Annotated in this window: 15 protein-coding genes; 12 read left to right on the top strand and 3 right to left on the bottom strand. The window is 37.4% G+C overall.

Features of this window, described 5'->3' with window-relative positions:
* The first annotated feature begins 186 nt into the window (after positions 1-186).
* The 9 genes from F1737_RS06555 to F1737_RS06515 all read left to right on the top strand — a co-directional run bounded on the left by F1737_RS06555 (position 187) and on the right by F1737_RS06515 (position 9534).
* Entirely contained in the window at positions 187-1614 is a 1428-nt protein-coding gene (locus F1737_RS06555; protein ID WP_317135805.1) for a TrkH family potassium uptake protein, read from the top strand.
* A 7-nt stretch (positions 1615-1621) separates the two neighbouring features.
* On the top strand, positions 1622-2293 hold the full coding sequence (locus F1737_RS06550) for a potassium channel family protein (RefSeq protein WP_317135804.1): 672 nt from the start codon (positions 1622-1624) through the stop codon (positions 2291-2293).
* 255 nt (positions 2294-2548) lie between these two features.
* Entirely contained in the window at positions 2549-4339 is a 1791-nt protein-coding gene (locus tag F1737_RS06545) for an SLC13 family permease (RefSeq protein WP_317135803.1), read from the top strand.
* Between the two features lie 32 nt (positions 4340-4371).
* Positions 4372-5751: an MBL fold metallo-hydrolase gene (locus F1737_RS06540; protein ID WP_317135802.1), complete on the top strand. Its 1380-nt coding sequence runs from the start codon at positions 4372-4374 to the stop codon at positions 5749-5751.
* A 24-nt stretch (positions 5752-5775) separates the two neighbouring features.
* A complete protein-coding gene (locus F1737_RS06535) occupies positions 5776-6276 on the top strand; it encodes a YeeE/YedE thiosulfate transporter family protein (RefSeq protein WP_317135801.1) in 501 nt (166 codons plus the stop codon).
* Between the two features lie 13 nt (positions 6277-6289).
* On the top strand, positions 6290-6850 hold the full coding sequence (locus tag F1737_RS06530; protein ID WP_317135800.1) for a YeeE/YedE thiosulfate transporter family protein: 561 nt from the start codon (positions 6290-6292) through the stop codon (positions 6848-6850).
* Positions 6851-6968: 118 nt separating this feature from the next.
* Positions 6969-7628, top strand: a complete 660-nt coding sequence (locus F1737_RS06525) for a DUF432 domain-containing protein (RefSeq protein WP_317135799.1) — start codon at positions 6969-6971, stop codon at positions 7626-7628.
* Between the two features lie 2 nt (positions 7629-7630).
* Complete coding sequence (locus F1737_RS06520; protein WP_317135798.1) at positions 7631-8476, top strand: mechanosensitive ion channel family protein; 846 nt, start codon at positions 7631-7633, stop codon at positions 8474-8476.
* Positions 8477-8586: 110 nt separating this feature from the next.
* A complete protein-coding gene (locus F1737_RS06515) occupies positions 8587-9534 on the top strand; it encodes a mechanosensitive ion channel family protein (protein ID WP_317135797.1) in 948 nt (315 codons plus the stop codon).
* Positions 9535-9632: 98 nt separating this feature from the next.
* On the opposite strand, the gene F1737_RS06510 is transcribed toward F1737_RS06515, so the two are convergent.
* Positions 9633-10328 carry a YkgJ family cysteine cluster protein gene (locus F1737_RS06510; protein ID WP_317135796.1) on the bottom strand — a complete coding sequence of 232 codons (696 nt, stop codon included), beginning with the start codon at positions 10326-10328 and terminating at the stop codon, positions 9633-9635.
* Positions 10329-10554: 226 nt separating this feature from the next.
* Here F1737_RS06510 and F1737_RS06505 point away from each other — a divergent pair, with 226 nt between their 5' ends.
* From F1737_RS06505 to F1737_RS06495, 3 genes are read left to right on the top strand one after another with little or no spacing between them, the layout of a single operon-like run.
* Positions 10555-10893, top strand: a complete 339-nt coding sequence (locus F1737_RS06505) for an STAS domain-containing protein (RefSeq protein ID WP_317135795.1) — start codon at positions 10555-10557, stop codon at positions 10891-10893.
* Positions 10894-10920: 27 nt separating this feature from the next.
* Positions 10921-12279: a PP2C family protein-serine/threonine phosphatase gene (locus F1737_RS06500; protein WP_317135794.1), complete on the top strand. Its 1359-nt coding sequence runs from the start codon at positions 10921-10923 to the stop codon at positions 12277-12279.
* Positions 12280-12284: 5 nt separating this feature from the next.
* Positions 12285-12722 (top strand): ATP-binding protein, encoded by a 438-nt coding sequence (locus tag F1737_RS06495; protein ID WP_317135793.1) that lies wholly within the window; start codon positions 12285-12287, stop codon positions 12720-12722.
* 86 nt (positions 12723-12808) lie between these two features.
* Here the strand turns inward: F1737_RS06495 and F1737_RS06490 are convergent, their stop codons facing one another.
* Positions 12809-13303, bottom strand: coding sequence for a hypothetical protein (locus tag F1737_RS06490; protein ID WP_317135792.1), 495 nt, complete (start codon positions 13301-13303; stop codon positions 12809-12811).
* A gap of 67 nt (positions 13304-13370) precedes the next feature.
* Positions 13371-15155, bottom strand: coding sequence for a helix-hairpin-helix domain-containing protein (locus F1737_RS06485; protein ID WP_317135791.1), 1785 nt, complete (start codon positions 15153-15155; stop codon positions 13371-13373).
* Positions 15156-15166 lie beyond the last annotated feature (11 nt).

The following is a 15166-nucleotide window of genomic DNA, read 5'->3' as shown; positions in this document are numbered from 1 at the left end:
AGATCGATCTGGGAAAATAAAGTACTTGTGGTTGAGGGGGGTTTATAGAAATCCTCTTTATTATTTTCAGATTTCTGTTTTTCTTTTTAGCCATTTTTGCCTGCAATTTTTTTTATGTTTAATGCTCTTTTTTAAAAAACTGGTGAAAGATTATATTGTACCTGACTATAATTACCCTTCATCGCTATGTACGAACTGGTCTCACCTGTAAATTTGATTGTTGTTATCAAATATCTCGCAAAAATTATGATTGGTATGGGGGTTGTTTTACTGGCGCCTCTGATAGCGGCATTATTTTATGGTGAGTTTTTCGTTGCATTAATATTTTTAATGACCGCTTCTTTTATCTGCGGTCTTGGTCTTGTTTTTAACAAATTCCTTCCTGAAGAAGAACTTCAGTGGAAAGAAGCGCTCGTAATTGCTGCACTTACCTTTCCTTTCATAGCATTACTGAGCTTTTTTCCTTTGTCGGTTTTATCGGGGATGCCATTTTTGGATTCATTTTTTGAAGCCGTATCCGGTATAACAACAACAGGCCTCTCCCTTGCGCCTGAAGATGTGGATCCTGTCTTTTTGTTTTCGAGGTCATGGCTTCAGTGGATAGGCGGTATTGGAATACTGGTTATTGCGGTAATGATATTTGTCAATCCGGGGACAAGTGCGTACCGTCTTTATGCCATAAACACTTCCGAAAAAAAACTTCGGCCGACAGTCATAGCAACTGCCCGGATACTTTTCAGGGTATATCTTGCTCTCACTTTAATCACATTTGTTTTGCTAATGGTAGCAGGAATGTCCCCTTTTGATGCCTTATGCCATTCATTGTCTTCAGTTTCGACAGGTGGGTTTTCAACAAATCCTGACTCTCTCGGAGGATATCAGGGGTTTATACTGCCTGTTCTTGTTATTGTCGGCTGTATCATGGGTGCCTTGAATTTCAGCATGTATCCCGGATTTTTAAGTGGTGCAAAATCGGTTTTTAAGGACATTCAGCTGAAATATTTTGTGATATCCGGTATAGCCGGAATAATCCTTCTTTATATTACTCTTTATGGTGTTTCCGGTCCTGAAAACATATATTTAATATCTTTTTTTGAAGCCTTTTCCGCACTTACCACATCGGGCTTTACTGTTGTTGATGTAAGTTCATTAGGAGAAGGCCCAAAAGCAATTCTTACTGTTTTGATGTGGATTGGAGGAAGTGTCGGTTCAACAGCAGGCGGTATAAAGATAATCAGGCTTGTGATTCTGTTAAAAATAATCCACATTGTATTCATCAGATATTTTCTGCCCCGGGAGGCCCTGACGCCCCTTAAAATCGGAGACGATGTTGTAGAATGTGATATGGTCTACAATATTCTTACACTTGTTTTTCTGTATTTTGCCGTAATAATTATCTCGGCTTTTATCTTTATGATGCATGGGTTTGGACTTTGTGATGCTGTTTTTGAGGTATCAAGTGCTCTTGGAACAGTTGGTCTTTCATGCGGGGTAACAGATGCGGCTATGCCTGATATATTGAAAGTTGTTTTGATTTTTGACATGCTTTTGGGAAGGATTGAAATTATACCAATATTTATTTTATTCCTCCCGCGAACATGGATTGAGAGGTAGACGGGATATGAGGATAATTATTATTGAGGCAACTCCTCTTGGGTTAGATCTTGCGGAAAAGTCAATAAATTCAGGGTATGAAGTAATACTTATTGAAAAAAATCCTAAAGTTGCAAAGGATCTTTCAGAAACTCTTGACTGCACTGTAATAAATGCTGAAGGAACACGGCCTGATATTCTTGAAAAAGCGGAGATAGAAAAAGCGGATGCAGTTGTTGCATGTACAAATCACGATCAGGACAATATAATTATCGGGCTTATAGCAAGGGATTTTGGAGTTCCTGAAATTATAATAAAAACCGAGGATTTACAGCTTATGACAGTTGCAAAGAGGCTCGGGTTCCACCATGTTGTAAATCCGCCGGAAATTACTTCAACAATTATTCTTCATGCACTCAGGGGAATTGATACGATTGAGTTGTCCACACTGATTAGAGGGGATGTTCGTTTAATAAGTGTGATAGCCGGAAAAAAAGTTGAAGGAACAAATATTTCCGAAATAGCTCTGCCAAAAAAAAGTGGATATATCGGTCTTTATCGTGGGACTGACTTCATATTCTATTCAGAAAATCCCCGTCTTCTTCAGGGCGATGAGATAATGATAGTCACCCTTGTAGAACATATCGATGAAATTGACAAAATATTCCTGGAAGAAAACGGAGAAGAAGATCATCCGTAATATTATATCTGTCATAATGCCCGAATAAAATAAATCCTGTATAAATCTGAACATTCTTTTTATCGAATATATTTATGGCCGGAAATGTATCTTCTTTTAAAACCTGATTTTAAATGAACAAATGTTTTATTCACAATTTAATTTTGGAAATATCCATGTCCAAAATTAATTGCCTGAATAGTTATATGATAGAACATTTTATATTCGTCAAACTATATCCTAACCATCAGGCGACCTTTGAGGTGATTTTCTGTTATGACCCCTGAAATAATACTGGTCTTTATAATTCTCATTTTAACCGTAGTATTATTTGCAACCGAAGCACTGAGGGTCGATGTAATTGCCATACTAGTGATGCTTACTGTGGGGTGGTTTGGTCTTGTAACTCCGCTTGAGACATTTTCGGGTTTTGCAAGCAATGCTGTGGTTTCTGTAATGTCCGTTATGATTCTTGGATATGGAATTGACAGAACAGGGGTTATGATAAAATTTGCACGAAAAATAGTACTTATTGCAGGGCCTGGTGAAACAAGGCTTATAGGGGTTATATCATCAGTTGTAGGATTATTATCTGCATTTATGCAAAACATCGGTTCTGCAGCTCTTTTTCTTCCCGCAATTATCAGAATCTCAAAAAAGACAAAAATCCCACGTTCAAGGCTGATTATGCCAATGGGATTTTCTGCAATTCTTGGGGGGACTCTCAGTATGGTTGGTTCTTCTCCACTTATTCTGTTAAATGACCTTATGCTTCAGGGAAACCTTGAGCCGTTTGGAATCTTTTCTGTAACACCGATAGGTGTGGTGCTTCTTGCAACCGGAATTCTGTATTTCATTTTTTTAGGAAAAAGAGTTCTGCCTGTCAATAATTCCGGTGCTGAAGGTGAAGAAACTCAGGAATCCCTAATTGAGATCCGGAATCTCCCAAAAGAGATGTATCACTATAAAATCCCCCGCAACAGTCCGCTTGTAGGGAAAACACGGGATGAAATCGCAATGAAATCCAACTATTCCATTCATCTTCTGGCAATAATAAGTGGCGGGGATGTGTTATACGCCCCCTGGCGGTACACAGTGTTTTCCGAAGGACAGATTGTCTCTCTTCTTGGAAAAAAAGATGATGTAATAAAATTCGCTGATGATTTTTTTTTAGTTCCTGAAAAGAATCAGCAGAGGCTGACTGAAATAATCGGTGAGGAGAATGCAGGATTTGCCGAGATAATTGTACATCCTCATTCTGCTCAGATCAATAAAACACTAAGGGAGATTTCCTTTAGAAAAAATTATGGTCTTGAAATTATTTTATTTCTAAGCAGCGAAGGCGAAAAAAGAAAGGACTTTTTTGATATTCCCTTATCTCAGGGGGATACATTTGTTGTCTACGGACCCTGGAATAAAATTGAAAAAATCAAGAAAGGTTCTGATTTTTTACTGATAACCCCTGTTGAAGAGAAAGAACTTAAAAAATCAAAGGGTCTTACTGCTGTTTTATGCTTTGCAGGCGGAATTTTTCTGACTTTTACAGGAATGCCTATTTCAATCGGTCTTTTATCGGGAGCACTTGCAATGATTCTTCTCGGAGTCATCAAAATAGACGAGGCTTACACTGCAATAGACTGGAAGACCATTTTTTTGCTGGCAGGATTAATCCCTCTTGGAATTGCGATGGACAAGACAGGAACTGCAGCATTTATTGCAGAAAATCTTATTCATTATTTTGGGGATACAAATCCAATCCTGATATTGTTTATAATTGCAATACTGACAACATTTTTCAGCACCTTCATGTCAAATGTTGCGGCAACTGTACTTCTTGTACCTCTTGTAATTATTCTTGGTTCATCAATAGGCATTGATCCACGGGGTCTTGCCCTTCTTGTAGGCGTATGTGCGTCAAATTCATTCATATTGCCAACTCACCAGGTAAATGCTTTTTTGATGACTCCCGGAGGCTATCATAATTCGGATTATCTAAAAGCAGGGGGACTTATGACAATCCTGTTCCTTTTGGTTGCTGTGGGTCTAATTTATATATTATTCGTGTAATATTACGTTTTTGTATATCCAAAAAGGGGGGGATGAATATATTAGTCAAACAATTTTTTATTGAAAAGATAGCTCACAGTTCCTATCTTATCGGAGGGAAAAAGACGTGTGCAATTGTAGACCCTGCTCGTGATGTTGAACGGTACATTGAATCTGCAAAAAAAGAGGGGCTGAAGATCACACATATTCTTGAAACGCATCTTCATGCCGATTTTGTATCGGGGCACATTGATCTCGCAGGAATAACCGGTGCAGATATCTATGCCCCCTCTGCCGGTAAATGTGAATTTGACCACATTCCTGTGAGTGATAATTCTGTTTTTTCTCTTGAGGACATTGAATTTCATGTATCGGAAACACCAGGGCATACCCCTGAGAGCGTTATTTATTCTGTCATAGATAAATCGAGGGGTGATGAGCCTGTTGCAGTCTTTACAGGTGACACCCTGTTTGTCGGGGATGTCGGGAGACCAGATCTTTTCCCCGGTATGGCAGAGGAGCTTGCAGATAAATTATTTTCAAGCATTCACCTGAAAGTGGAAAAACTTCCGGACGAATGCCTCGTATTTCCGGCACATGGTGCGGGTTCCCTTTGCGGAAAGTCTATGGGTGCCATGAAAATTTCAACAATCGGATACGAAAAAAAATACAATGGTGCACTTTTGATAAAAGAAAAGGATGAGTTTATCGCTTCACTTACGACAGATATGCCGCCTGCACCAGATCATTTTGGCAGGTGTAGTCAGATCAACAGGGAAGGACCCGGGAAGATCAGCAACCTCCCCTCTCCTCTGGAACTAACTCCTGATGAGTTTTACAAAAAGATGAATGACGGAAATACAATAGTTGTCAGTATCAGGGATTATGCAACTTTCGGGGGCCAGCATATCCCAGGGAGTTATCACATTGATATAAATGGTAATTTCTCAACATTTGCAGGGTGGGTGCTTCCGCCTGATAAGGACATTCTTCTTGTTAGTGATAATCCTGTGCAGGTGGATGAGGCGGTGTTGTTGCTTAGAAGAGTCGGTCTGGACAGAACTTATGGCTACCTTTCAGGCGGGACTCATGCATGGGTATCACAGGGCTATAAAACAGAGCATGTCCACCAGCTCTCTCCATACGAAGTGTATGAAAAGATCAAAGACAGAAATGTTCTTCTTCTTGATGTTCGTGGAAAGGATGAATATGATGCTTTCCATGTCAAAGGCTCGTTAAATATAATGGCAATGGATCTGCGGACAAGGTACACGGAAATTGATCCGAAAAGGCCTGTAATTGCCATGTGCAGAACGGGGCACCGTTCAAGCCTTGCATGCAGCATTTTAAAGCAGAAGGGATTTCGTGAAGTTTATAATGCGGCAGGTGGAATTACAGGTTATATAGCCGCAGGTTTTTTGAAAACAGGATGATCTGGTTATTATGTCGGGGGTATAATGAACTGGATTCCATATATTGCAGGAGCAGGGATAGGAGTCTTAAGCTGGTTTGCATTTTTAGTTTCAAACAAAGCCATTGGATGTTCTACTGCATATACAAGGACTTTTGGGATGCTCGAAAGCCTGATTTCAGGAAATCATGTCGAAGAAAATCCTTATTATCAAAAGTTCAAACCTGAAATTGACTGGGAATGGATGTTGGTTCTCGGGATATTTTTTGGTTCATTTGCAACCGCAATTATCACCGGCGGTTTTGCTCTAAGCTGGGTGCCCGGGTTATTTGAGGAAAAATTTGGATATGATCCTATACTTCGTCTGATATTTGCTTTGGTCGGGGGAATTTTAATGGGTATTGGTTCCAGATGGGCCGGGGGCTGCACAAGCGGTCACGGGATAAGCGGAACACTTCAGCTTGCGGTATCAGGCTGGATTGCTGTAATCGTCTTTTTTATTTCCGGTATAACAGCGGCAATGTTATTATACGGGGTAATCTGGTAACCGGGGGTTTGAAATGATATTCTCAGAACTTCATGAAAACAAAAAGGCTCAGCTTATAATCGGTTTTTTTATAGGAATGGCTTTTGGCTCATTATTGTTCATCGGAGGTGTGACAAAATATGATGTTATTATCGGACAGCTATTGCTGACTGATTTTACCGTAATTAAAATAATGCTGACAGCAGTTGTTGTGGGGATGATTGGAGTGTATGCAATGAAAAGCAAAGGAGTGGTTGAACTTCATCCAAAACCCGGATCCTTTGGTTCAACGGTTTTGGGAGGTATAATCTTTGGAGCAGGGTTTGCGGTATTGGGCTATTGTCCGGGGACAGTTGCAGGTGCTGTGGGGGGAGGATCACTTGATGCACTTTTTGGAGGAGTTTTTGGAATTCTCATCGGTGCCGGTATATTTGCATGGATTTACCCGTCAATTTATGAAAAAATACTCGCCAGGGGAGAATTTAAGACTGAGACTATTCCTGAGGCATTACATCTTAACAGCCGGATAGTTGTAATTGTATTTTTGGTATTCATTTTGTCTGTGTTAGCAGGTCTCGAATATTTTGGTCTGTAGACTGAATATCGGAAAAATATGATTTTTTTATGTGGCAGGATAGTAATATATACTGTATAATTTATTTTTAGTCATGTATGGGGTTTACAGGTATCCTTTTGAGATAGTCAGCGAATCATTGAGAGTTAGTGTATCTGATGATGATGGCGTTTACTTATACAGGCGTAACTGTTGCAATGACCAAAGAATAGTAAAACTATCATCACCTGATGGCGAAGTTATTGTAAATCCGGTTGAACCTGTAAACCTTCCAAAAACAATTACAAGATATCTTGAGATTGAGTTTGACACAATCTATATTTCTCCGGAATCCGAAAAACAGTTTTTTTTAAAATATCCTGTAGAAATCGGGTCATTTTTAAGAGCAGGTAAAACTCTCTCGATAATTGATATATTTTCACTTGTCCCCCAAAAATATTCATTATATGGTAGTCCTGTTGGTGGTGTTATTGTACGGTGGTACAATAGTTGCTTATATACCAAAGTTCCTGAAACAGATCCCTTAAGAGAGGGTGTAATAAGTCTGCTGATTATAAATCCCGAAAAAGAAATTGCTGAAATATCAAGAGTTGTTTTTGACAGCTATGCCATGAAAATATATTACAATGATTTTTATGTCACAATGTCTGCGGAGATGAAAATATTTCCCAAAAATGAAGCCGAAACCATATTTCACGATGTACCGATAATTGCAGGTTCGGCAAAATCATATGAATTTTATCTTTCAAAAAAGATCCCTGTGGTGCGCAATTCATTCAGGATGGAGTGGGGATACTGACAATGAATGAAATTTTTACATATCTTCTTGAAATTCCTGTTGGAAGTGATGAAGTAGTATTAAGGGATGTCCTGTTTTTTTTAACAATTCTCTTCATCTCTTTTATAATCGGGACTTTACTTTCAAAAAAGATAAGAAAAGAGATAAATGACAAAATGCCTGTCAATGACAGGGAACTTATTGTAAAAATTATTTATTTTGTAATTGTAGTCTCAGGTTTTTTAATTGCACTTCCATATCTGAATCTTGATCTTTCCGGTCTTCTTGTTGCAGGAGGAATTATTGGTATTGTTCTGGGTCTGGCAGGTCAGACTGTCATTTCAAACTTTTTTTCCGGTATAATTATATTTATAGAACAACCGATAAAAATCGGGGATAATATCGGAATCGGAGATATTCTTGGAACTGTTCAGGATATCAGAATCCTTTCAACCATCATAAAAACATATGACGGAATATACACAAGAGTTCCGAACCAGACACTTTTTACTTCAAATATCACAAATTTTGTAGCCCATATTGCCCGGAGATTTGAGTATATCGTAGGAATAAGATATCAGGATGATGCTGAAAAAGCAATATCTGTAATAAAAGAGATGATATATTCTCATCCTTTTGCCCTTAAAAGTCCCGAGCCGTCTGTTTTTGTAGATGATCTTGGTGAAAACGGTGTTAATATAAGCGTAAGAATCTGGGCTCCGTCTTCTGTGTGGTGGGATGTTCGTACAGAAATGCTCTGGAAAATCAAGGTTGCTCTTGAAGAAAACGGAATTGAGATACCATTCCCTCAAAGAACAGTCTGGTTTCCGGAAGAAAAAGACAAGATCCAAATAAAAAACACAGATTAAATATTATTCTGATAATGTTTTTTAAAATACCAATATTTCTTAATAAAATCCTCTGATCAGATTTTTTTAAGGGAGCATAAAATTATATATTTCCAAAATTATCTGTCTTCATGCTCCGTGATTATATTATTCCTGCAATTTTGCTGTTATGCAGTTCATTTTCATGGTTTATTGGTGTTAATTATTTCATAAATGAATTCTATCAGTTATCGTGGACATTTCTTTTGTTTGCACTGATATTTATTGGATATATCATTATAACAAAAAATTTTTCACCCGGATTCATAAAAGATGAACGTACCAGGTACTCTTTTAACAAAGGAATCATGATTGTTTCATTTGTTGTCGGATTATTTGTTTTGTTTAGAATATGGGTTGAAGACACTGAATCACTTATAGTTTCATATGGGATTCTTGCCGCCGGAATTGCTATAGCTATTCAGGATGTATTCCGAAATTTTGTTGGAGGGATAATAATTGCAGCAATGAGCGTATACAGGGTAGGAGATCGTGTTGAGATTGGAGGAACATTCGGCGATGTAATGGACATCGGTCTTATGAGTACGACAATGATGGAATTGTCCGACTGGGATTCAGGTGAACAGCCAACGGGGAGGATATCGGTAATGCCAAATTCATTTGTGATCAGTGAAGTGGTATACAACTACACAAAGGATCACAATTTTATCTGGGATGAAATTACCATTCCCTTAACCTATGACAGCGATTGGAAAGAGGCTATAAGTGATTTTCTGAACATTGTTAGAAGTGAAACCGGGGATATCTCCCTTAGTGCTGAAAAGGAGATAGAAAGACTTGGAGAAAAATATTATCTTCCAAAAAAAGTAACCGAACCTTTTGTATATGTAAAAATTACTGACAACTGGATTGAATTAAGACTCAGGTATGTAACTGATGCCAAAAACAGGCGAATCCAGTACGACAGGCTGAACAGAATTCTGGCAGAAAAAATATTCAGTTCTGATAAATATAGTATTGGAAGTGAAAATATGGAGATCTCAGGAAAGCAGGAGATATATTTACTAAAAAAATCCTGACGATTGTCTAACATTAATTAAATTATTATTTCAGGAATATCAATATTAAAAAAAATCCCTGATAAATTTTATTTTGATTTGTAAAATATTGGTTTGTTTTAAAATTTCATGAAGTAATCTTCTTTTTTTATCTCGCATTTTTCAAAATCTTCGCCGTTAAAAACCATTACTCTAATTTTTTTGCCTTTTTGAAAATCCCTCATTTTTTCATCATAGACTTTTCTTAAAGGTTTTAAATTATTTTCCAAAAAGTGTTCTTTTAAAATTTTTAGAAAATTTAGTTCCTGCAAAAGAAATTCTTTTTCATATTCTATTGTTTCTTTTGCAATTGTTTTGCATTCTTCACCGGAAATTTCGTCATTGTATTCTCCGTGCTGATTGAGGCCCGATATTTGTCTCCAGTCAGTTTTTCCATTTTCATCGGTTTCGCGGTGAAGCATATAAGGATAAATTCTGCATATTGAGAATCTTAAGTCATATCTTGTGCAGCGGTTATCTTTTAAAAATATGCAGTCTCCGTTTTCTTTGCATCTGAGAGCATATCCTGAAACATAAAAAATACCGTTTTGATCACAGATTTCAAAATATGGTGCCGGAACAATTGCCTCTTGATTTTTCTCCTTTATCAGCCGGAGATCTTTTTGGAGAAGGAATACGTGATCGTTGAACTCCTTTGTGCAGCATTTGCCACACATTGTGCATTTAAAGCCAACTTCTTTTATTATTTTTTCAAGCTCTTCTTCAGGGTAGCTGCTAAGCCCGATAAATTCTTTTTCAAGATCTTCTAATGCCAAACCGACTGCTTTCATTGAATTTATGGAAATATTATCTCACCTTTTGTCTGATATTATTCATTATTAATGTGATATAATATTAAGGAGTCCAAAGAAACAAAAAAAGAATATAAAAGTAGTACAATTTTGTTTTGGGACACAATTTGCCCGAAAATTTGAGATTTTAAATATTTATTCTGACAATAATCTATAACCCCCATCAGCAACATATTTCTAAAAAGTATTTATGCGGATAGACTGCTTTGATGAAAATTCGGTTTGTGTAATTCGTGTTTCGGGGAGAATTGATGCAAAAAGTTCAATTGAACTTGAAACAGGGATTAAAGAGATAATTAACAACGGAAAAACAAATCTGCTGATTAATATGGACGGAGTTGACTATATCAGCAGTTCAGGTCTGAGGGTTCTTTTATCAACTCTTAAAAAACTCAAAGTATCCAAAGGAGGACTTAAAATTGCATGTCTGAAACCATTTGTAATGGATGTTTTCAGAATATCCGGTTTTGATGATATCTTTGAGATATATGATGATGAAAAAAAGGCTGTAGAAAGTTTTTCAGGATAAAATAAAAGCATTTGGATTGCCGGCGTAATGATTGAATTTGAAATATTTTTCTCTCTTTTCGGATTGATCTGTGTAATTATTATTTTTTCAATATTTATCACCAGATCTTCATACTTTAAGGAAGTGCTTGACGGCAGACTGACATTAAAAAATCAGACAGTTTTGGCGTTGGCATTTGGAATCCTTTCAATATACGGAACTGCAGGTGGAATTGAATTTATGGGTGCCATAATAAATGTCCGTGATCTGGGACCTATGGCAGGCGGTATTTTCTGCGGCCCTGTTGTAGGGATTGGCTCGGGTCTTATCGGCGGTGCATTCAGATTAATGCAGGGAGGAGTTACGGCAATTCCCTGCACAATTGCAACTGTTCTGAGTGGTATATTTGGAAGTGCAGTCTATTTGTTTATGGGCCGGAAATTTGTCGGGATAAAAATTGCGGTTCTTTTTGCTTTCTTAATGGAGAGCTTTCATATGGTTCTTGCATATTTGATGGTAGAGCCGCGTGAACTTGCATATGAAATTGTATCCATAACATCAGCTCCGTTAATTCTTGCAAATGTAATCGGGATGTTTATTTTTGCATATCTTTTGTCAAATGTAATTAATGAGAGGAAGACCCGGAGGGAAAGAGATGCCTACGAGTCTGAACTAAACCGTAAAAAAGCGGAGCTTGAAATTGCCGCTGAAATCCAGCGAGATTTTCTCCCAAAAAATATCCCGGAAATTAATGGCTTTGATCTTTTTGCAAAGACCCATCCTGCAAAAGAAGTAGGTGGCGATTTTTATGATGTAATTCCACTGGGATTGGGAAAAACCGGTCTGGTAATAGCTGATGTGTCAGGGAAAAGTGTTCCGGCAGCTCTTTTTATGGCTCTTTCAAGAACAATTGTCCGTGCAAGTGCCGGATGGCACACAACGGTAACAAAAGCAATTGAGGAGGCAAACAGTCTGATATCCTCCGAATCCGATTCCGGAATGTTTGTTACTCTCTTTTATTCAATAATTGATGAAAAATCGCGTGTTCTTTCATATACAAACGCAGGACACAACCCTCCTTTTGTTTTCCTTAACAGTGACGGCAGATTTGAAACACTGCCTCCTACCGGAATCGCACTTGGTGTGATGGAGGATATGACCTACAAGTCTGGTGAAATACGACTAATGACAGGGGATTGTGTGGTATTTTACACCGATGGGGTGACAGAGGCAATAAACAGTACGGAAGAGGCTTACGGGGAGGAAAGATTAAAAAGGACAATCCTGAATAATCACAGTAAAAGTGCAGAAGAAATATCGGATGCAATCCTTTGGGATGTGAATTTATTCTGCGGCAGTGAACCCCAGTTTGATGATATTACAGTAATGGTGCTAAAAGGAGTGTGATCTTTATGGATGAGAAAAAAACAGGCTTTAAATTTCATATGAGGTTTGCAGATATTAACAGAATATCTGATCTTATTGAGTCGATGGCAAAACATTTTGAGGATTTGAATATACCTGCAAAGATCTCTTATGAACTTCAGCTTGTGCTTGAAGAGGCCGTTTCCAATATCCTCATACACGGATACGGCAGAAAACCCGGATTTTTAGAGATCGGATTTGATTATGAGAATGAAATTGTTAAAATCACTCTCGAAGACAAGGCAAAACCATTCAATTTACTGAGTGCTCCCAAACCTGACATGAGCTGCCCTCCAGAAGAGAGGGAAATAGGTGGTCTTGGTGTTCACCTGATTAAAGAGCTGACTGACAAAATAATATATGAATACAGTGATGGAAAAAACATTTTAACTCTCATAAAAAGCACAGGAGAAAAAAAGCTATAAACAATTATTAACCCTGATCTTTTTTTGTTTATGGGGAGAATTATTTTAATACATTTTTTGCATTCGTTAAAAAAAACGGGTATTATTCAGGTATTATGAGTTATTGAAGGTAGTTTGATTTGTCCTCTAAAATCTTCAAAGTAACTGTCAGGGAATACGACCCTGCTTTTTTCAGGTGAGAGGTCGAAGCTGATAATAGCTGAGATCCAGTGTTCTTTTAGTATTTTTTCCGCATTGCTGAAATCCATTGACGGGGTGATATATGTTATGCTGCCGTTATCAGATTTTACTTCTGCGAAATTATATACATAAAAATTCAAATGAGTATCTGAAACACTAATTATATCTACGGGATTTTCAGAATATTTCTCAAACTGTTTTTTTATCTCTGTTGTCGGGTCTGCAATTTTTGTGTAGTATCCGATTAATTCGGGCAGAGACAGTTTATATGATAAATAAATTGTGCTGTCCCCGTTTTCTTCAACAGAGATTTCAAGAGTGCTGAACTCAAGGGCGGATGCAGCAGAAACCAGGGCTAAAACAGATATTAAAATAATAGAGGCCTTTTTTAGATTTAACATTATGAACACCTTTGTTTTTCAATATTATGCTGAATGTATATATCGGTATGCTGAGTATGGATCGTTTTTATATCGGTTTTTTTATTGACAGTGCCAAAAGGACAAAAGCCTCTCCGCCGTTTGTTTTGATAATTATATGGCCTGAATGAAGCGGTTTCAAATCCATTTTAGAAGTATCTGCAATTATGTCAACAGATTGTGTATCTGATGCACTGATGATGCCTGTTGATAATAAAAGCCATTCCCTGTCAGTCTTTATAGTGCCGGTAAGTATGGCGTTACCTTTATTTTTCACTTCGATTTTTGATATCACCGTTTTGCCCGGCTCAATATTTGTTATGGCAATCCGGCTCTCCGATACTTCAAGTAACGGTAAAGAAGATTGACCGGCATTAACCGGAATTTTTTGAGTCCCGCCGTTTGATCTTATCAGGAGGCTTCCTGTATGTTTAATACCGTGAATTTTAGATGGTAACTTTTGTTTTTTTATAGTTATTGTATTCTCAGATTTATTCTGAATCGTAAAGGATTTTTCATTTATTTTAATCCATGACTGCTCTGATGTAATGGTCCCTGAAAGTGTTCCGTCACCGGAGTTTTGAATTAATATTTTTAAAGTCTCATCATCATTGTTTTCTATATCGAATGAGAGTTTTCCGGGATTTACAATTAACTGGGGTTTTGGAATTTTTGCAGGTTTTTTTTCTTTGTGAAAATTTAATGGAAAATTAATTCCTGATATATCGCCGGATCTTATTTTTTCTTTTTTTGTTTTTTCCGGAGGAGGGAATAAATCAGAATTTGTTTTACCGGTAATTTTTAATTCACACCAGGGGCATGATTCCAGGTTTCCGGCATAGAGGTGATTTTCATTTGAACTACATTTTTTAATATGTGAAATTTCATGCTGAAGTGCATTTGCCCATTCTGATGCTTCAGGCCTTTGTTTGGGATTTTTATGCCCTTTTACAAAACATCTGTAAAATAATTCCTGAATGTCCGGCGGGATGATCCTGTATGGTGGTGCATATTTTGGAGGACTTACATCTTTAAAAGTTCCTGAATAGGGAAACAGGCCCTCTTTGATTTTTTGTTCGGTTGTCGGCAGTTCCCAGACTGCCTTTCCGGTTGCCTGAAACGGATGAACCCCGTTCATAAGAAATTTAAAAATCAGTATTCCAAGTGCAAATAAATCAGAATAATACCTGTCTATATCCTCTGTCCTGAAATTTCTGCCCATCATTTCAGGGGAAAGATAATCTCCTGTTGCCACTTTTGTATAGTATTTTTTATTTGTTATTTTGTCAGATATCTGAAATGAATCACAGTCTATAATTGAGATTGCAGAAGTTCTTGCAACCAGTATATTTGAACCGCTCATATCACCAATGCAGTGTCCTTTATTGTGTATTGATGAAACAACAAATGATATGTTAAAAGCAGTTGTTAAAAGATAAAGCCATGAAAAAGACCCGCCAAATGTTTTCAGTCTGTCTTCGGGGTCATAATACAAATGTGCCTCCCTGAAAAGTCCTGTGTCTATAAGAGGCATTGTAAAGCCGAGAAATTCACGTTTGCTCTCTTCAGAGGAATATAGTAATGAAACCGGCCATGCAATTGAACTTGCCCGTATTCCCTGTTTTTTTTCTGTTAAGTTTTCACCAGGGGGATTTTTTACCATAGCCCTGATTTTTTGTTCAAGAGTGCTGCTTAATTTTTCTTTATAATATATTTTGGCACACAGGAAGTCATTATTTTTTATCTTTAGTACTTCTCCCTCGCCACCTTTTCTGCCCGGACCTTTAAGTATTATTTTGTTATTATCCTGATCAAATACGGTTAATTCATGCACGGGACACATAT

The sequence above is a fragment of the Methanoplanus sp. FWC-SCC4 genome (genome assembly GCF_032878975.1).
Taxonomy (GTDB): domain Archaea; phylum Halobacteriota; class Methanomicrobia; order Methanomicrobiales; family Methanomicrobiaceae; genus Methanochimaera; species Methanochimaera problematica.
The sequence above is the reverse complement of the archived record's forward strand: the minus strand, read 5'-3'. Positions and strand labels throughout refer to the sequence as shown.